This window comes from Patulibacter ginsengiterrae (genome assembly GCF_056269115.1).
In genome coordinates this window covers 294,702-313,554 of the sequence record NZ_JBWDOG010000001.1, presented here as the reverse complement: position 1 = coordinate 313,554, position 18,853 = coordinate 294,702, and the positions used below count along the sequence as shown (strand labels likewise).

Here is an 18,853-nt window from a genome sequence, read left to right as displayed (position 1 = left end):
GCGCGGGCGGAAACGACGGGCGTGGAGACGCTCAGATCCAGTCCCGAAGCGGGGTTCGGGCCGAATCCGGGGACGAGCCGACACGGATTCTCATCGCTCGCTATATTTCCGGTCCCGCGCGGATGTAGCTCAGTTGGCTAGAGCGTCTGCTTGCCATGCAGAAGGTCGTGGGTTCGAGTCCCATCATCCGCTCCTAGGGAAGTGAAGTACCAGAAAGCCCCGCTAACGCGGGGCTTTTTGCGTTGTTGGGGGCGGGGGCGGGATGGATTCGGCGGGTGGGCGGCTAGGCACTAGTGCCTGAGATTCGCCAGATGCCTGACGATCCCTGAGGGATCCCCGCGGATCCCGGCGATCCAGGCCGTCGCTCCGCAGCTTCTACGCTCTTTCCAGGTGTTCATGGCGCGGTCCGCGAGAGGCGGCGAGTGCAGATTCCCGCGGATCCCTGGCGATCCCGGCGCTGGAGCGGAGGCGCCTGGCGTCGGATCCCGGCGGCAGTCCGAACTGGCGTCGGTACTCGCGGCTGAACTGGGAGGCGCTGTCGTACCCGACGCGATAGCCGATGGTGGCGACGTCATCGACCCCGGTCAGCAGCAGCAAGCGCGCCTTCTGCAGGCGGATCTGCTTCTGGAACTGGATCGGGCTCAGCGCCGTGACTGTCTGGAAGCTGCGGTGGAACGCGGACGTGCTCATTCCGCACGAGCGAGCGACCTCCTCGACGCGGAACGCCTGGTCGTGGTGCTCGGTGATCCAGCGCACCGCCCGGCTGATCAGCGAGAGGCTGCTGTCGGTCAGTCCGATCTGCCGAACCGACGCCCCGAGCGGGCCGTTGAGCAGCCGCCAGAGGATCTCGCGCTCGATCATCGGCGCGAGGACATCGCGGTCGTCGGGGCTGTCGAGCAAGCGGACCATGCGGACGACCGCGTCGAGGAGCTCCGGTGAGGCGTCGGCGACGCCGAGCCCTGGACGCGCGGGCGAGGCCCGTCGCGGCGGCGTGCGGTCGCGGGTCGTCCCGGCGTCCAGCAGCAGCGCCGCGATCGCCTGGGGCCGGAGGAGCAGACCGAACCCCAGCGCCGGCTCGTCCGCGGCGGCGTGGGTGTAGTGGCCGGTGATCGGCAGGTCGACCGAGGCGACGAGGTACTGCCCGGGGCCGTAGTCGTAGACGCGGTCGCCGATGGCCAGGCGCTTGGCGCCCTGGGCGATCAGCGCCATGACCGTCCCGGTCCTCGAAGGCTGGGGCTCGCCAGGGCGGCCGGCGGCCGACAGGAGGACCCCGTCGACGGCCGTCGTCTCGTCTGCGCGAGCGTGCCGGGCGATCAGCGCCCGCAGCTCCGCGATCGGTTCCATGCGCGGATCGTACATCTCGACCGGGGGTCTGGAGGGGGACTAGCTAGGCGTTTCGGCGGGCTCCGGGCGAGCATCGAGCAGGATCGTGCAATGACCCTGGAGCTTCGTTCTCACGCACCCAGCCCGGTCTGCGGTTCGCTTGCTGCATGACGAACAACGAGTCCTCGACCACCCGCGACACCCCCGCTGACCAGACCGTCCTCATCACGGGCTGCTCGTCCGGCTACGGCCTGGAGACGGCCCGGCACTTCCTCGCCCGGGGCTGGAACGTCGTGGCCACCATGCGCACGCCCCGACAGGACCTGCTGCCGAAGTCCGAGCGCCTGCGCGTGCTTGCGCTCGACGTCACCGAGCCGGCGTCGATCGCGGCCGCGATCAGGTCGAGCGGGCCGATCGACGTGCTGGTCAACAACGCGGGCGTGGGGGCGATCGGCGCCTTCGAGCTCACGCCGATGGCGACGGCGCGCGAGATCTTCGAGACCAACACCTTCGGCGTGATGGCGATGACGCAGGCGGTCCTGCCGCAGTTCCGCGAGCGCCGGTCGGGCGTGGTGGTCAACGTGACGTCCAGCGTGGCCCTGGCGCGCATGCCCCTCGTCGCCGTCTACACGGCCAGCAAGACCGCCATCGAGGGCTTCACCGGGTCGCTCGCGCTCGAACTGGAGGAGTTCGACGTCCGCGCGAAGCTCGTCGAGCCCGGGTACGGCCCGACGACGAGCTTCGGGAGCAACGGGGCGGAGCGCATGGAGGGCCTGCTGGCCGAGCCCTACGCGGCCTACGCCGACCGCGTCATGGCCGACTTCCAGGCGCCCGCGGTCGTGACGACGGAGGCCGACGTCGCCGAGGCGGTCTGGCGCGCCGCCACCGACGAGACCGGCCAGCTGCGCTTCCCGGCGGGCCCGGACGCCGTGGCGCTGGCGCAGGTGAGGTAGCGCGCGTTCCGTCGAACGGAAGTCCGCGCGCCGTCTGACGAGACCCGCGCACAGGGGCTGCCACTGGGCCTGACCGTGACGAAGGGCCAGCCACGCTCTGATCCGTCGATGCACCTGCAGGCCACGTCGAGCCCCGCATTTCGCCGGACCGCTGGACCGGTTCTGTAGCGCCCGATGCGAGTGGCCTCCCGGCGAGGCACATTCATCAAGAAGTGCCTGGATCGCCTTCGGCCGCGCCTTGCCAAGCGCGGTGAGGACTGCAGCTAGGCCGTGCGATCCAGCTGGCCGGTGGTCACGTAGCGCAGGATCGAGACGACCTGCTCGGGCTCGCGGGTGACCGCGAGCGCTGCCCGGTCGACCTCCTTGAGCGCGTGGTCGTGCTCGGACGGGTGCAGGGTGATCAACGGCTTGCCGAGGGCGGAGGCGATGCCCGCGTCGAAGGCCGCATTCCACTGGCGGTACTGCTCGCCGAAGCGCACGACGACGATGTCGGCTCGCTCGATCAGGGTGCGGGTGCGGATCGCGTTGACGCCGGCGCCCAGGTTGTCGCGCCAGAACGACTCGGTCGGCTCGCCGAGGATCGCCGCACCGCAGTCGTCGCTGGACGAGTGATCGGTCACCGGACCGGTGAAGGCGACGTCGAGCCCGGCGGCCTTCGCACCCTGCTCGATGCGCTGGCGCCAGTCGGTGTGGATCTCTCCGGAGAGGTAGATGGTCCAGGTCATACGCCCGATTGTGACGACCGGTGGGATCCGGCCGTTGTCGTCGGGCGGTGGGCTGTGGTCAGTGGGCGGTGGGGGCGTCGACTCGTGTCGGATGGTCGCGCGGAGCTCGACGCGACCTGCACGCGTGTCCCGCCAAGGTTCCGGTGGGCCTGGGCGTCGGAGCGCGCCGCGGCGCAGGGCGTCTGAGAACGGCGGGTGCGTCGCGCCCGGTGGGCACCTAGGTCACTAGCGCAGCGCCCGGAGCACTGATCGGATCCTGGGCGGAGGCGCGCGCGACGCGTGGCTCGCTGTCCGAGACCCAGAGGAAGACCACGTGATGAGGATCCCCGCCCCCCGGGCGCCAGGCAACCGGCGCCGTTCCGTCGCGATAAGCAGCGTTGTCGGCTGCGCGCTGGCGGCGATGCTGCCGCCGGCGCCGGCAGCGTTCGCTGACGTGTCGCAGACGTTCTCGACCCCCGGCGCAACGCAGTTCACCGTCCCGGCCGGCGTCACGAGAATCGCTATCGACGCGATCGGCGGGCAGGGCGGCGGCGCGCTCCAGACGCCGCCGTTTCGGTGCCAAGGCGGTGCCGGCTCGCGCGTGAGAGGGACGATGGCCGTCACGCCGGGGCAGAGCTTCTGGGTCGTGGTCGGCGGCGCTGGCGGCGACGCGATCGGGTCGCCCCAAAGCACCGTTGGCGGCTACAACGGCGGCGGCAACGGCCGCTCCCAGCAGTGGCCGAGCGGTGGCGGGGGTGGCGCGTCGGACATTCGCACGCTGCCCGTCGCCAGCGGGCTGACGCCGACCGATTCGCGCCGGCTGGTCGCCGGTGGCGGTGGCGGAGCCGGTGGCGACAACCGCGACGCCTGCCCCTCCGGTGGCTCGGGAGGCGCGACCCCTGGGGCCGGGCACGGAGGCGCGTTCGGCACGACGGCCGGCCAGCCCGGCACGTCGTCGGCCGGCGGCGCACGCGGGCTCTCGGCGGTCTGCACCACGGCCGTCCCGTCGACCGACGGGGCGCTCGGCGTCGGCGGGATCGGCGCCTACGAGAGCCAGTCCAACGGCCTCTGCAGCGGCAGCGGCGCCGGCGGGGGCGGCGGCCGCTACGGCGGCGGCGGAGGCGGAGCGAGCCAGCGGAGCCTGCTCTACGGGGGTGGTGGCGGCGGCGCCGGCTCGAACTACACGGCCGGGACGATCACCGGCGTCGAGATCACGACCGCCCCCGGCGGGTCAACGGACCCGCTGAACGGTTCGGAGGCGCCGCTGAACGGCTCGGTGAAGATCAGCTACACCCCGCCGGCGCCGACGGCCTCGATCAGCTCGCCGGCGAACAACCGGACCTTCGCGCAGGGCGCGACGGTCGCGACGAGCTTCACCTGTGCCAAGAGCGACACCGGGACCGCGATCGAGTCGTGCGAGGACGGGGCAGGCTCCACCAGTCCCGGCACGCTCGACACGAGCACCCCCGGAACGCACACCTACACCGTGACGGCGACCTCCGAGAGCGGTGAGACCGGGACGGCGTCGATCACCTACACCGTCGCGGCGGCACCGACCGCCACGATCACGACGCCCGCGAACAACCAGACGTACGCCGTGGGCCAGGTCGTCGCCACCGGCTTCAGCTGCGCGGAAGGCGCCAGCGGCCCGGGGATCGAGACCTGCGAGGACGAGGCCGGGGAGTCCAGCCCCAGCGTGCTCGACACCGACACCCCCGGCACGCACACCTACACCGTGACGGCCACGTCCGAGAGCGGTCAGACCGGGACGGCAAGCATCACCTACACGGTCGCGGCGGCGCCCACGGCCACGATCACCGGTCCGGCGAACAACCAGATCTACGCCGTGGACCAGGTCGTGCCGACGGCCTTCACCTGCGCCGAGGGCGCCAGTGGCCCGGGGATCGATTCCTGCGACGACGGGAGCGGATCGGCGAGTCCGGGCGCACTCGACACGAGCGAGACCGGAACGTTCACCTACACCGTGACGGCGACGAGCGAGACCGGCCAGACGGGCACCGCGTCGATCACCTACACCGTCGCGGCGGCACCGACAGCGTCGATCGACGCGCCGGCCAACGGCAAGACCTACGCCGTGGACCAGGTCGTGCCGACGTCCTTCACCTGCACCGACGGAGCCAGCGGTCCCGGCATCGACAGCTGCGAGGACGGGTCGGGGGCGACCAGCCCCGGCACGCTCGAGACGAGCGAGACCGGCACGCACACCTACACCGTCACGGCGACGAGTGAATCCGGGCAGACCGGCACCGCGACGATCAGCTACACCGTCGCGGCGGCGCCGACCGCAACGATCACCGGTCCGGCGAACAACCGGATCTACGCCGTCGACGAGATCGTGGCGACGGCCTTCAGCTGCGAGGAAGGGGCCAGCGGTCCGGGGATCGAGTCCTGCGAAGACGGGGACGGATCGGCGAGCCCGGGCACGCTCGACACCGGCGAGACCGGCACGTTCACCTACACGGTGACGGCGACGTCGGAGAGCGGGCAGACCGGCACCGCGACGATCAGCTACACCGTCGCCGCGGCGCCGACCGCCTCGATCACCACGCCGGAGGACGGCCAGACGTACGCCGTGGACGAGGTCGTAGCGACCGACTTCAGCTGCGAGGACGGGGCGAGCGGCCCCGGCATCGACACCTGCGAGGACGATCAGGGGAAGCGCAGCCCGAGCAGGCTCGACACCGGCGAGACCGGGACGCACACCTACACGGTGACGGCGACGTCCGAGAGCGGTCAGACCGGGACGGCGAGCATCACCTACACGGTCGCGGCCGCGCCGACGGCGACGATCACCACGCCGGCGAACCACCAGACGTACACGGTGGGAGAGACCGTCGCCACCGCCTTCCGCTGCACCGAAGGGGCCAGCGGCCCGGGGATCGAGTCCTGCGTCGGCGGGAGCGGGACGGCGAGCCCCGGCACGCTCGACACCAGCAAGATCGGCACGTTCACCTACACGGTCACGGCGACCAGCGAGACCGGACAGACGGGGACGGCCAGCATCGGCTATACGGTCGTGGCGCGGCCCTCGGTGCCGACCACCCCGGACGGGCCGACCACCACGCCCGACGGGCCCTCCAAGCCCGGCGCGCCGACGACGCCCGGGACGTCGGGGGCCGGAACGACGCCGCTCCGGCTGTCGCAGGTGAGGACGAGCCGCACGTGCGTCGGCACCGGCCCGCGGGCCGGCCGCGACGTGACCGTGCGCTACACGCTCGACGCCGACGCCTCGGTCAGCTTCGTCCTCGAGCGGCGCGTGTCGCCGAGGCCGACGCGGGTGTCGCGGTGCCCCGGGGAGTCGACCACGAAGCACGCCGGAGACAAGCCGGCGGTCTACCGGGCGGCGACGACGAGCATGGTCCACGCACGGGCAGCGCCGCCGTTGCGGATCACGAAGAGGCTCCGGTCGGGGCCCCACCAGATCGCGCTGCTCCGCGCTCTGAAGGCGGAGAGGCTGGCACCGGGCCGCTACCGGGTACGGATCACGCCCCGAAGCGGCGGCAAGAACGGCAAGACCACCGTCGTCCACTTCTGGGTGATCGGCTGAGGGCCGGGTGCAGGGATGACCGGCGCCTCCTGCGAGAGGCGCCGGTGTAGGTCCTAGCGCGACAGGTGACGGACGACCGCGAGGACGCGACGGTGACCGTCGGCGTCCTGGTCGAACCCCAGCCGCTCGTAGATCCGCGAGACGTTGCGGACCACGCCCCGCTCGGTGATCCCGAGTCGGGTCGCGATGGCAGCGTTGCTGAGGCCCTCGGCCATCAGCGCGAGCACCTCGCGCTGATGGTCGGTGAGGTCCGCCAGCGGGTCGTGCGGCCTGACCCGCCCCATCATCGTCGTCACCACCACCGGGTCGAGCGCGGTACCGCCCGCGACGACTCGGTGCAGGTCCGCGACGAACCGGTCGAGGTCGGCGATCCGCTGCTTGAGCAGGTAGCCGACGGCGCGCTCTCCGGTCTCGAGCAGTTCCGTCGCGTACGCGCGCCGCACGTGTTGGGACAGCACGATCACCGGCAGGTCGGGGCGCTCGGCCCGCAGCTCCAGCACCGCCCGCAGCCCGTCGTCGGTGTTGTCCGGCGGCATCTGGATGTCGGCGACCACCAGGTCGGGGCGCAGCGCGCGGGCCCGCCGGACGAGCGACGGCGCGTCCTCGGTCACCGCGTCGATCACGAAGCCGGCGCGCTCGAGCACGAGCTTGAGCCCCTCGCGCATCAGCAGCTGGTCCTCGCCGATCACGACCCGCACGGGATCACCGCCTGCACCTGAGGGCCGGCCCCGTCGTCCTGCACCGCGATCCGCAGCTCACCGTCGACGCGTTCGAGCGAGACCGTCAGCGCCGTGGCTCGCGCGTGCTTGACGGCGAGCGGAAGTGATGGTGGCGCGGTGCGTATGCGGCGTAGCGTCGCAGAACCGTGAGGGCGAGGGAACGGACGACGGAGAACCCGCCGCCTCACCGACCGATGCGGATTCGGTCACGCACGACACCGAGATCCGCATCAGTCGGGTTGGGGCGCTCGCTGCGGAAGCCGATCGCGCCCCGAGCGGTCGCCCGGCCTGGATGCGCGAGTCCGGGGCCCACCCGGATCTGAGCTACGCGGCTCTCGGGGCGCGCCGCTCAGAGCACCCGGTTGACCGCGTCGGGGTGCGAGGCCGCCGCGACCTTGTCGGCCCGCAGCAGCGCCTGGGCACAGCGGCGGACGTGGGTCGCCAGGTCGGCGGGCGCGAGCTCGTCGAGGTCGGCGGGCAGCGGGATCGCGTCGGCCACGGTCTTGTCGCGCTCCGTCAGCCAACGGATCAGGTAGCGGTCGAGCTGCGCGTGGATCTGGCCCTGCGAGGCCTCGCCCGCGAGCTGCTCGCGGGGCCGCGAGCCGTCCCAGGCCGCGGGGGCGCCGTCCTCGCCGGCGGGCCCTGCCTCGTCGCCGCGGACGGGTCGATGGTCCGGCACGACGAATTCGCGCGAGGCCGGGTCGGCGGTCGAGCCCGCGTCGTGCCAGTTGTCGTCGCCGCGGGGCTCCGGGCCGTCGCCGGGACGGAAGACGCCCTTGACCGGCGCGGGCGCCTTCGGTCCGCGGGTCTCGCCGAAGGTCTCCCGGATCTCGGCGGGCGTCATGTCGCCCTGCGCCACCTGGCCGGCGAGGTCGATCGCCTGCTTGCTCGTGATCGCGCCCTTGTCGGTCTGCCGGCGCAGCAGATCGGCGATCGTCAGCGACAGGTCGCCGTCGGCGACGCGCTGTTGGACCTCGTCGGGCAGCTCCAGCAGCTTGAGGTGGCGGCGCACCCACGATGGCGACAGGCCGATCGAGCGGGCGACCTCGGCGGCGCTGGACCCGTCGCGACGCTTCATCAGCAGCCGGAGCCCGCGGGCGGCCTGCATCGGTTCGAGCTGGACGCGCTGGACGTTCTCCAGCAGCTGGATCTCGAACGCCTCGTCCTCGTCGATGTCGACGATCTCGTCGACCGGCGTCGTCTCCCACCCCAACGCGACGAGCGCCGCGTGCCGTCGGTGGCCGGCCACGAGGAGGAACTCTCCGTCGCCCTCCGGCTTGCGACGGACGAGCGGCGGCGTCAGCAGCCCGCGCTGCCGGATCGACAGCGCCAGGTCGTGGATCTCGGGCAGGTCGGGCCGGATGTTCCGGTCCGCCGCGATCCGGTCGACCCGCACGACCTGTCGGATCCGGTCCTTCGTCGCCGTGTCGTACTCCGGCTCGGCCGCCAGCTCCGCGGCCAGGCGGTCACGCTCCTTGCCCGCGCGCTCGGCGTTGAGCTGGGCGACCGCCTCCTCGCCCTTCTGGAAGTCGTCAACCGACATGCAGCACCGTCCTCGTCATCGGGGAGGCACCTTAGCCAGGCTTCGATCGGGGAGCCGTCAGCCGCTGTGAGCGCCGTGTGCGGATGCTGTGAGTGGCGTCGCCGATGCTCCCGGCATGAGCACCACGGCCACCACACCCCTAGCGGCGTCGCCGCGGGTCTACACGTCGCTCCGTGCAGCGTGGATCCCACTTGCCGCGCTCTGCCTGGCCTTCTTCGTCGAGATGGTCGACAACACGCTGCTGTCGATCGCCCTGCCCACCATCGGCCGCGACCTGGGCAGCGGCACCACCGGTCTGCAGTGGGTCACCGGCGCGTACTCGCTGACCTTCGGTGGCCTGCTGCTGACCGCCGGATCGATCGCCGACCGCTGGGGACGACGGCGCGTCCTGATGATCGGGCTCGGCGTGTTCGGCGCGTTGAGCCTCTGCGTCGTCTTCGTCCACTCCGCCGGCGAGCTGATCGCCCTGCGCGCCGGCCTCGGCATCGCCGCCGCGATGATGGCGCCGATCACCAACTCGCTCGTCTTCCGCCTCTTCGACGACAAGGCGCTGCGGATGCGCGCGATGACCGTGATGATCGTCGTCGGCCTGTCCGGGTTCGTCCTCGGCCCGCTGCTCGGCGGCACCGCCCTGGCGCACGTCAGCTGGGAGTGGCTGCTCGTCATCAACGCCCCGATCGCGCTGATCGCGTACGTCGGCGTCCGTGTCGGCGTCTCGGCCGACCGCCGGGAGGACCTGACCGAGGACAAGCTCGACCTGCCCGGGGCCGTCCTCAGCGTCCTCACGATCGGCCTGGCCTGCTACTCCCTGACCAGCGGCGTCGAGCACGGCTGGCTCGGCGCGGGCACCCTCGCGGCGGTCGTCGGCGCGGTCGGTGCGGCCGTCTGGTTCGTCCGGCACGAGCGCCGCACGGCGGCGCCGATGCTCGACCTCGGCCTGTTCAAGAACGGCACCGTCCGCGGCGCCGCGATCGCGCAGGTCGGCACCTCGATCGCCATGGCCAGCGTGATGTTCGGCCTGATCCTGCACTTCCAGTACGCCTACGGCTGGAGCCCGGTGCGGGCCGGCCTCGCGAACCTCCCGCTGATCGTGACGATGCTGCTCGCGTCCCCGCTCTCCGAGGGGCTCGCGAAGCGCTTCGGGCATCGCGTCGCCTGCATGATCGGTGCCGCCCTGCTCGCCGGCTCGCTGGCCGGCATGTCGTGGGGCGTGTACCACGGGTACCTGGCGATCGCGGTCTCGATGGTCGTCATGACGATCGGCCTGCGCACGATCATGATCATCTGCGCGGTGGCCCTGGTCGACGCGATGCCGGCCAACCGCACGTCGATCGGCACCGCCCTGAACGACACCGCGCAGGAGGTCGGCACGAGCGTCGGCACCGCCGTCGTGGGCACGCTGATCGCCGTCCTGGTCACCACGGCGCTGCCGGCCGGCAGCTGGAGCGACGATCTCGTGACCTCGTTCTTCCACGGCGAGCGCGTCACCTTCGGCATCCTCGCGATCGTCGTCGGCCTGGTTGCCGGCTACGGGGCCTGGACGCTCACCGACTCGCGCTCCACGGAGGAGGCGCACTGAGCCTGGAGCCGTCGAGGCCGGGGCACGGTCGGTGGCGGCGGTCCGGTGGTCGGCGCAGCCGGGCTCAGGTGCCGACGGTCGCCGGGTCGAGTCGCCGCAGGGCCGCGTCGCGCTCCTGCCAGCGGTCGGCCCCGAACGCGGCCTCGTAGGCCTCGTCCCCGAGCGTCTCCCGCAGGTGCGCGGTCAGGCGGACGATGGCGGGGTCGGTGCGGTCCTCGGCGCCGCGCAGCCGGGCGGCGGCCCCGAGGATCTCGGCGGCCGCGGTGGCGTCCCCGACGCGGCTCGCGTACGCGGCGAGCGCGACGCCGACGAGGGCGACGATCGGTTGGTCCTGGGTCTCGATCGCCGCGGGGTAGGCGATCTCCAGATGCTCCCGTGCGGTGTCCGGATCGTCGTCGTCGACCGCGATCAGGGCGGCGGAGGCGCGGACCGCCGACTGGATGTGGGCGCGCTCGGGACGGCCCGGAGCGACGCGCTCGATCGTCCGGAGCGCGGCGGTGATCAGCTCGCGGGCCTCGTCCTCGTCCCCGAGGAGCCAGCCCAGGCGGGCGAGGAAGGCCCCGGCGAACGCCGACTCGATGCCGCCGACGTCGGTCGCGTCCCGGGAGCGACGCGCGTAGTCGCGGGCACCCTCGAGGTCGCCCTGGCGCCAGCGGACGCCGGCGATGTCGAGCAGCAGTCGCGCGTTGTCGCTGTCGGCACCGAGCTGCTGGAAGAGCGCGCGGGCCTCCTCGAGCGCCGCCGCGGCACCGTCGAGATCGTCCTCGAGCATGCGCAGGCTGGCGACGGAGCTCAACGTCGCGGTCAGGCCCCAGCGCTCGCCGAGCGCGCGGAAGGCGACGAGCGCCTGCTCGAGGTGGCGCCGGACGCCCTCGACGTCGCCCACGTTCTCGGCCGTCTGCGCGAGCGCGAGCGGGACCGTCGCCCGGACCCAGGCGTCGTCGCTCTCCAGGGCGCGGGCGAACAACCGCTCGGCGCGCGCCGGCTCCGACGAGAACCAGGCGAGGACCGGCGCGGCGGCGACGGCCACCGGACGCGGCGACAGGTCCAGCTGGTCGAGCTCGTCGAGCAACGCCGCGAGGTCCGTGCGGACGTCGGCGGTCATGGCGTCATCCCCGAACAGGAGCAGGTTCTCGGCGATCAGGCGGTCGAGCGGGTCGGCGTCGCCGGGGACGGCGTGCGCGAGCCGGATCGCGGCGGTCGCGTCGTTCGGGCTGCCGGACAGCACCCAGAACCAGCCGAGGGAGATCGCGAGGCGCAGCGCGCGGCGGGCGTCACCGTCGTCGGCGAGCCAGCGGAGCGCGGCGAGCAGGTTGTCGCGCTCGGCCTCGAGGCGACGGAACCAGTGCAGCTGCTCGGGGCCGCGCAGGTGCGCGTCGGCGTCGTCGGCCAGCATGGCGAAGTAGTGCGCGTGGGCGGTGCGGGTGGGGGAGAGCTCGTCGTGCTCGGCGAGCTGCTCGATGCCGTACTCGCGGATCGTCTCGAGCATCCGGTAGCGCGGCGCGCCCCGATCGATGAGGGCCAGCAGCGAGCGATCGACGAGCGCCGCGAGCAGGTCGAGCACCGCGTGGGCGTCGAGGTCGTCGTCGGCGCAGACCGCGGCGGCGCTCTCCGGCGTCACCCCGGCGGGGAAGACCGCCACGCGGCGGGCGACGAGCCGCTCATCCTCGGTCAGGAGGTCCCAGCTCCAGTCGACGACGGCGCGGAGGGTCTGCTGGCGCGGCAGCGCGGCGCGGCTGCCGCCGGTGAGCAGGCGGAACCGGTCGTCCAGGCGCGCGGCGATCTGGGACACGGGCAGGGACCGCAGGCGCGCCGCGGCGAGCTCGATCGCCAGCGGCAGGCCGTCGAGGCGCCGGCAGATCTCCACGACGCTCCCGACGCTCGCGGCGTCGACCGCGAACCCCGGCGCGGCGTCGGCTGCGCGGTCGGCGAACAGCCGGACCGCGGGATGCTCGAGCGCCGCCTGCGGATCGGCGTCGGCGGGCGGCAGGCCGAGCGGGGGGACCATCTCCAGGCGCTCCCCGGCGATGCCGAGCGGCTCGCGGCTGGTGGCGATGATCCGCAGTCCCGGGCAGTGCGCGAGCAGCTGGTCGGCGAGGACGGCCGCCGCGTCGACGAGGTGCTCGCAGTTGTCGAGGACCAGGACGGTCTCGCGCTCGGCCAGGACGTCGAGCAGGTGCGCCACCGGGTCGCTGTCGGACGGTCCGCCCGATCCCGCCCCGCCCGCCGCCGACTGCCGGAGCAGGCTCGCCTCGCGCAGGCCGAGCGCCCCGAGGACGCCCGCGCCGATGTCGGCCGGGTCGCTGATCGTCGCGAGCTCGACCATCCAGATGCCGTCGGGCGCCCGGCTGTTCTGACGGCCTGCGACCTCGCCGGCCAGACGCGTCTTGCCGGCCCCGCCGGGACCGATCAACGTGACGAGGCGGTGCTCGGCCAGGAGCGCGTCGAGGCGCTCCACATCGTCCTCGCGGCCGACGAAGCTCGTCAGGCTGTGACGCAGGTTCGTGCGGCGGGGAGAGGCGGCGGTAGGCATGACCGCGGTCGGGGCAGCGGCGGTCGCGGGCGCACCGGCCGTCCCGTCGATCACCGCGAGGTGGGCGGCCCGGAGGTCGGCGGACGGGACCGCACCGAGCTCCTCGTCGAGACGGACGCGGACCTGCTCATACGCGTCGAGCGCCTCGGCCGCCCGGCCGGCCGCCGCCAGCGCCCGCATCCGTTGCGCGGCGAGGCGCTCGTGGAGCGGGTGGGCCGCCGTCAGCCGGTCGAGCTCGGGGACCAGGCTGGCTCCGCTACCGAGCAGCAGGTCGGCCTCGATGCGGTCGGCGGTCGCGGCCAGGCCCAGCGCCTCGAGCCGGTCCGCCGCCTCCGTCGCGAACCGCTGGGCACCCGCGAGCTCGCCGAGCGCCGGCCCGCGCCAGGTCGCGAGCGCGTCCCGGAGCGTCTCTGCGGCGCCCAACGCGTTCCCGGCCCGAAGCGCCGCAGCGCCCGCCCGAGCGGCCGTCTCGAACGCGAGCGCATCGACGTCCTCGGGGGCGACCGCCAGCCGGTAGCCGGCCGCCCCGGAGAGCACCGCCTCGGATCCGAGCGCACGCCGCAGCCGCGAGACCAGCGCCTGCAGCGCGTGGCCGGCGTCGTTCGGTAGCGCCGCCTCCCAGATCGCGTCGATCAGCGCACCCCGGCTGACGTCCCGACCCGCATCGAGCGCGAGCCGCACCAGCAGCGCACGCACGCGAGCACCCGCGACGGGCACGGGGCTCCCGTCGCGCCAGACCTCGAGGGCTCCGAGGATGGCCACGCGCACGCGCCCACTCTTGCATGGACGTCGCAACGCTCCATGGGTGCCGCTCGCGGCCTATCTCGGGCCCGGGTTCTGCGGCGGATTCGCGAGCTTGTCGGCCGGCCTGCGGTGGGCGTCTCCACGGACCGATGATTCTGGGTCGGACGCGCGGTCCTACCGGCATGCCTCACCCTGCGAAGACCAACCGCACCCCGTCGCTGGACGGCTCCCCGTCGGCCCGGCCCCGCACGACATCGGCCGGGTCGTCGCGCACGCTCGGGCCGGACGCTGAAGGAGCCCTTCGATGACCATCACCATCACCGCCTTCGAACGCTCGCCCGACGGCGGCAGAGGACTGGCGCGGGACACGCGCGTGCGCTGGGCGCTCGAGGAAGTGGGCCAGACGTACGAGGTCCGCCCCGTGTCGTTCCAGGCGAAGCGGGAGCCGGCGCATCTGGCGCTGCACCCCTTCGGGCTGATCCCGACGTATGAGGAGGGCGATCTCGCGCTGTTCGAGAGCGGATCGATCGTGCTCCACCTCGCCGAGCGCCACGAGGGGCTGTTCCCGAGTGATGCGGATGCGCGGGCGCGGGCGATCACCTGGATGTTCGCGGCGCTCAGCACGGTGGAGCCGCCGATCCTCGACCTCTCGATGGCCAAGGTCGTCGAGAGCGACACGTCGTGGAGCCAGGAGCGCCTGCCGTTGGTGCAAGAGCGTGTTCGCGACCGGCTGGGACAGCTGTCCGTCCGTCTTGGCGACGCCGACTGGCTCGATGGAGCGTTCAGCGCGGGTGACCTGATGATGGTGTCGGTGCTGCTCAGGACGAGGCCCTCGGGCATGCTGGACGAGTTCCCGAACCTGGCCGCCTACGTCGCCCGTGGCGAGGCGCGGCCGGCCTACGAGCGAGCGTTCGCGGCGCAGTTGGCGCAGAACACCGGCGCGCCGCTCTCGTGACGGGCCCGCACCGACGGTCAGTCGGGGGCGCCGAGAACGGCCCGCAGCCGCCGTGAGCGCCGCACGCTCGCGGGGTGCATGCGGGCGATCGGCCCGTCGACCGCCGCGCCGGCGAGCACCTCGCCGAGCAGGGCGGCGGCCTCCTCCCCGAACGCGAACGGGGTGAGGTCGATCGTCGTGATCGTCGGGTCGTTGAGCTCGGTGGCCGGGTCGCCGACGAGCGACACGAGATCGAAGTCGTCGACGACGTCGCGTCCCGTCGCGGCGAGGAAGCCGCGGGCGCGGCCGGCGAACCCCTGCGGTGCGCAGACGAGCGCGTCGACCCCGGGGGCGTCGACGAGGCTCTCGACGGTCCGGCGCGCCTCGTCGGGGCCGGCGGTCACGGCGATGTCGTCGACGCGGGGCTCGACCCGGCGGTCGGCGCACCACGCGAGGTACGCGGCGCGCACGTCGAACGCCCAGGACGAGAAGAACTGGGGGTCCGAGCCGAGGAACGCCGGTCGGCGGCGGCCCGCGGCCCAGAGGTCGTCGAGGATCTCGCGGACGCAGGCGCTGTGCGTCGCCTCGATCGTCGCGTCGACCGCGGGCGGGTCGTCGCCGAGGCAGCGGCCAGCGGTGACGACGGAGAGGCCCTGCTGCTTCAGCCGGCGGACGATCGGGTCGTCCGGCAGCGGATCGACGACGATCGCGCCGTCGACGGCGAAGGGGCGATCCGCGGCGTGCTCGGGATCGCGGGCGAAGAGGACGAGATCCGTGTCGAGCGCCGCGGCGCCGCGGACGGCCCCGAACGCGAACTCCATGTAGAACGCGAACTGGCGGACGATCGGCGGCACGTGCAGCCCGACGGCACCGACGCTGCTCGTGCGCAGGCTGCGGGCGGCGCGGTTGTGGACGTAGCCGCGTTCCGCGGCGGCGGCGCGGACCCGTTCGCGGGTGGCCGGCGCGACCTGTCCGCGGCCTTGGAGCGCGTCGGAGACGGTGGTCTTCGAGAGGCCGAGCTCCCGTGCGAGATCGACGATGGTGACGCGGCCCTGGGACATCGACGCCGATCGTACGGGACGAGTCGGGGCGGGGTGGCGCGCCGAGTGCCCTTGACAGGCTGGGTGACAGCCATCACTCTACGCCTCACCCGGAACGTTCCGGGTGGCCACGAATCCTCGGTCCACGGACCCGTCCCCGGAGACCCCCGCATGCTCACTCCCGCCCGACCGACGACCGATCCGCCGATGACGGACGCGCGTCGCCGCAACCGCCGGCTGATGGTCGCCATCGCCGTCGTCGACGCCGTGCTGCTGCTGTTCGCGCCGATCCAGTGGTGGCTCGCATCGGGCACCGCCGCCGTAGCGATCGGCTACTTCGTCTTCGCCGGCCTGTTCGTGGTCGGAAGCGTGGTGGTGATCCACCGCCTCGATGCCGCGGGGGAGGACGACCGGTGAACATGGTCCTCGGCTACGGCGGCGTCGCGCTGCTGTTCCTCGTCATCGTCGTGGTGCTCGAGCGCACGCGACGCGCCAACACGTCGTTCAGCGAGTACGCCACCGCCAGCGGCCAGTTCGGTCCGTGGTACTCGATGATGGCGTTCGTCAACACGTGGTACCCGGGCACGATCTTCATCTCGTTCGCCGGGCTCGCCGCAGCCTCCGGCGTCATCGGCTTCTACTTCGTGCCGTACTCGCTGCTGGCCGTGGTGCTCATGTACTTCCTCGCGCGGCCCGTCCACGTGTGGGGCCGAGAGCACGACCTGCGCACCCAGGCCGACCTGCTCGGCCTGCGCTACGGCTCGACCGCGGTCCGCGTCGTCGCCGCGATCATCGGCCTCGTCGCGTCGTTCCCGTGGCTGGTGCTCGGCATGCAGTCGCTCACGCTCGTCTTCACCTACCTCTCCTTCGGGCGGGTCGAGGCGACCGACGCGGTCTACATCGGCATCGCGGTGATCGTGCTGCGGCAGCTCTGGACGATCCGCATGGGCGCCCGTGGCCTGGTGATCTCCGACATGGTCCAGGGGATCGTCGCCTACCTGCTGGGCACGCTGTTGCTCGTCGGGATGCTGACGTGGCTGGTGACGAACGGGCACGGCTTCGGCAAGCCGGAGGCGTCGTTCTTCACGATCCCCGGCCCGGGCAGCGCGACCGGCGCCCTCTACTACCTCTCCCTCGTCCTGACCGGCACGCTCGGCGGCTGGTGCTGGCCCGACATCTTCGTGCGCCTCTTCGCCTCCCGCGGGCCCGAGACGATCAAGCGGGCCGCCGTGCGCGCCGCGCCGCTGATGTTCGTCTTCGGCACCGCGGTGGCGCTGATGGCGATCGCGGCCTCCACGCTCCCCGGCGTGGCCGACGCGCCCGACGCGGTCTTCTTCCTCACCGCCGACGCGATCGGCCCCATCGCCGTCACGCTCGCCGGCATCTGCGTCGTCGCGGCGACGATGGGCAACGTCGGCGCGAACCTCCAGGCGCTCGGCGCGCAGACCGCCAACGACATCGTCGGCGTGCTCCGCGACCGCCGGGTGGAGAGCCCGCGCGTCGGCCAGGCGGCGGTCGCCGGCCTGCTCGTGCTCGCCGCGGTGTTCGCCGTCTCGACCGCGAACACGACGTCGAACCTCGTCGAGCTGGCGATGATCTCCTACGCCGGCATCTCCCAGCTCGCGCCGACCCTGTTCCTCGGGATCTTCTGGCGCCGCGGCAACGCGACCGCGGCGACCGTCTCGATGGTCGGCGGCTTCGCGACCGCCGCGATCCTGCAATGGCAGTACCCGACGTCGATCCCGGGGCTCGAGGGCCTCACCGCCGGCGTCGTCGGCCTGGTCGTCAACGTCGTCCTCTACGTCGGTTGCGCGCTGCTCGTGCGCACGCCGGAGCACGAGCGCGAGCGCGTCGACGAGCTGTTCGCGAGCGTCGACCGGCCCGAGCCGGCGACGCCCGTCACCCCGTCCCTCGTCCTGGAGCCCACCGCATGACCCGTCGCACCGCCTACGTCTGGCACGAGCGCTACGCCTGGCACGACACCGGCACCGCCATCGGCATCTACCCGTCGGGCGGCATGAGCCAGCCGTACCACGCGTTCGAGTCCACGCAGTCCAAGGCGCGGATCGCCGGGCTGATCGAGGTCTCGGGGATGCTCGACGCGGTCGACCGGGTCACGGCCCGGCCGGCCACGCGGGAGGATCTGACACGCGTGCACACCCCCCAGCACGTCGACCGGATCGCGCAGCTCAGCGCGGCGACGGGCGGCGACGGGGGCGACGGCGCGACGCCGTTCGGCCCGGGGTCGTACGAGATCGCGTGCCTCGCGGCCGGCGGCACGATGGCGGCCACGGAGGCCGTCGTCGCCGGGCGTGCCGACAACGCCTACGCCCTCGTGCGCCCGCCCGGCCATCACGCCGTCGCGGGCACCGGGATGGGCTACTGCCTGTTCAACAACGTCGCTGTCGCGATCGAGGACGCGCGGGCGCGGCTCGGCGTGCGGCGCGTGGCGATCGTCGACTACGACGTCCACCACGGCAACGGCGCCCAGTCGATCTACTGGGACGACCCGGACGTACTGACGATCTCGCTCCACCAGGAGCGGTTGTTCCCGCAGGACAGCGGTGAGCTGGCCGAGACCGGCGGCCCCGCGGCGCACGGCGCGTGCATCAACGTGCCGCTGCCCGCCGGCTCGGGCAACGGCGCGTACCTGGCCGCCGTCGATCGGGTGGTGGCGCCGGCGGTGGAGGCGTTCGCGCCCGACTTGATCATGGTCGCCTCCGGCTTCGACGCCAGCCCCCTGGATCCGCTGGGCTGCATGACCGTCACGGCCGTGGGCTTCGGCGCGATGGCCGCCCGCCTCGTGGCCCTCGCGGAGCACGTGTGCGACGGTCGGCTCGTGTTCTCGCACGAAGGCGGCTACTCGCCCGTGCACGCGCCGTTCTGCGCGCTCGCCGTGCTCGAGGCGCTCTCGGGGCACGACACCGGCGTCGTCGACCCGTTCGACGCTGGCTTCGAGCACTCGCCTGCGCACGCGCTCAAGCCGTGGCAGGACGAGCGGATCGCACAGGCGGAGGAGGTCGCCCGGGCGCTCGGCGCGGTATAGCGACGAGTGCCTGATCGGCGTTGCTCGTCGATCGAGGCGCCGCGAGTGCCTTGGGCCTGCGGGACCCGACCGGCCCGGGGGCCGGTCGGGCTGCTGCCACGGTGCATGCGGCGCGCCGCTAGTGGAGGGGCTCATTCTGGAATGACGCATGCCATGAGTCAAATCTT

Annotated in this window: 13 protein-coding genes and 1 tRNA gene; 8 read left to right on the top strand and 6 right to left on the bottom strand. The window is 72.9% G+C overall.

Annotation, left to right across the window (positions count from 1 at the left end):
- The first annotated feature begins 118 nt into the window (after positions 1–118).
- Positions 119–192, top strand: a tRNA-Gly gene (locus ACVUH9_RS01350).
- A 183-nt stretch (positions 193–375) separates the two neighbouring features.
- Here the strand turns inward: ACVUH9_RS01350 and ACVUH9_RS01345 are convergent.
- Positions 376–1,344: an AraC family transcriptional regulator gene (locus tag ACVUH9_RS01345; RefSeq protein WP_475753185.1), complete on the bottom strand. Its 969-nt coding sequence runs from the start codon at positions 1,342–1,344 to the stop codon at positions 376–378.
- A gap of 146 nt (positions 1,345–1,490) precedes the next feature.
- On the opposite strand from ACVUH9_RS01345, the gene ACVUH9_RS01340 reads away from it, so the two are divergent.
- Complete coding sequence (locus ACVUH9_RS01340; protein WP_475753184.1) at positions 1,491–2,276, top strand: SDR family oxidoreductase; 786 nt, start codon at positions 1,491–1,493, stop codon at positions 2,274–2,276.
- 263 nt (positions 2,277–2,539) lie between these two features.
- Here the strand turns inward: ACVUH9_RS01340 and ACVUH9_RS01335 are convergent, their stop codons facing one another.
- On the bottom strand, positions 2,540–3,001 hold the full coding sequence (locus ACVUH9_RS01335; RefSeq protein WP_475753182.1) for a YtoQ family protein: 462 nt from the start codon (positions 2,999–3,001) through the stop codon (positions 2,540–2,542).
- 316 nt (positions 3,002–3,317) lie between these two features.
- Here ACVUH9_RS01335 and ACVUH9_RS01330 point away from each other — a divergent pair, with 316 nt between their 5' ends.
- Positions 3,318–6,548, top strand: a complete 3,231-nt coding sequence (locus tag ACVUH9_RS01330) for a glycine-rich protein (protein ID WP_475753180.1) — start codon at positions 3,318–3,320, stop codon at positions 6,546–6,548.
- Between the two features lie 53 nt (positions 6,549–6,601).
- On the opposite strand, the gene ACVUH9_RS01325 is transcribed toward ACVUH9_RS01330, so the two are convergent.
- Complete coding sequence (locus tag ACVUH9_RS01325; RefSeq protein ID WP_475753178.1) at positions 6,602–7,246, bottom strand: response regulator transcription factor; 645 nt, start codon at positions 7,244–7,246, stop codon at positions 6,602–6,604.
- Positions 7,247–7,616: 370 nt separating this feature from the next.
- Entirely contained in the window at positions 7,617–8,810 is a 1,194-nt protein-coding gene (locus ACVUH9_RS01320; protein WP_475753176.1) for a ParB/RepB/Spo0J family partition protein, read from the bottom strand.
- A gap of 115 nt (positions 8,811–8,925) precedes the next feature.
- Between ACVUH9_RS01320 and ACVUH9_RS01315 the strand changes: the two genes are divergently transcribed.
- On the top strand, positions 8,926–10,389 hold the full coding sequence (locus ACVUH9_RS01315; protein ID WP_475753174.1) for an MFS transporter: 1,464 nt from the start codon (positions 8,926–8,928) through the stop codon (positions 10,387–10,389).
- Positions 10,390–10,453: 64 nt separating this feature from the next.
- Here the strand turns inward: ACVUH9_RS01315 and ACVUH9_RS01310 are convergent, their stop codons facing one another.
- Positions 10,454–13,690: a BTAD domain-containing putative transcriptional regulator gene (locus tag ACVUH9_RS01310; protein ID WP_475753172.1), complete on the bottom strand. Its 3,237-nt coding sequence runs from the start codon at positions 13,688–13,690 to the stop codon at positions 10,454–10,456.
- Positions 13,691–13,970: 280 nt separating this feature from the next.
- Between ACVUH9_RS01310 and ACVUH9_RS01305 the strand changes: the two genes are divergently transcribed.
- Entirely contained in the window at positions 13,971–14,621 is a 651-nt protein-coding gene (locus ACVUH9_RS01305; RefSeq protein WP_475753170.1) for a glutathione S-transferase family protein, read from the top strand.
- Positions 14,622–14,638: 17 nt separating this feature from the next.
- Here the strand turns inward: ACVUH9_RS01305 and ACVUH9_RS01300 are convergent, their stop codons facing one another.
- On the bottom strand, positions 14,639–15,661 hold the full coding sequence (locus ACVUH9_RS01300; protein WP_475753168.1) for a LacI family DNA-binding transcriptional regulator: 1,023 nt from the start codon (positions 15,659–15,661) through the stop codon (positions 14,639–14,641).
- A 186-nt stretch (positions 15,662–15,847) separates the two neighbouring features.
- On the opposite strand from ACVUH9_RS01300, the gene ACVUH9_RS01295 reads away from it, so the two are divergent.
- The 3 genes from ACVUH9_RS01295 to ACVUH9_RS01285 are packed head-to-tail and all read left to right on the top strand — an operon-like array spanning position 15,848 to position 18,686.
- Positions 15,848–16,057, top strand: a complete 210-nt coding sequence (locus tag ACVUH9_RS01295; protein ID WP_475753167.1) for a hypothetical protein — start codon at positions 15,848–15,850, stop codon at positions 16,055–16,057.
- Between the two features lie 2 nt (positions 16,058–16,059).
- Positions 16,060–17,574 (top strand): sodium:solute symporter family protein, encoded by a 1,515-nt coding sequence (locus ACVUH9_RS01290; RefSeq protein WP_475753980.1) that lies wholly within the window; start codon positions 16,060–16,062, stop codon positions 17,572–17,574.
- Entirely contained in the window at positions 17,571–18,686 is a 1,116-nt protein-coding gene (locus tag ACVUH9_RS01285; protein ID WP_475753165.1) for a class II histone deacetylase, read from the top strand. The genes ACVUH9_RS01290 and ACVUH9_RS01285 overlap by 4 nt, the downstream gene beginning before the upstream one ends.
- The last annotated feature ends 167 nt before the right edge of the window (positions 18,687–18,853 follow it).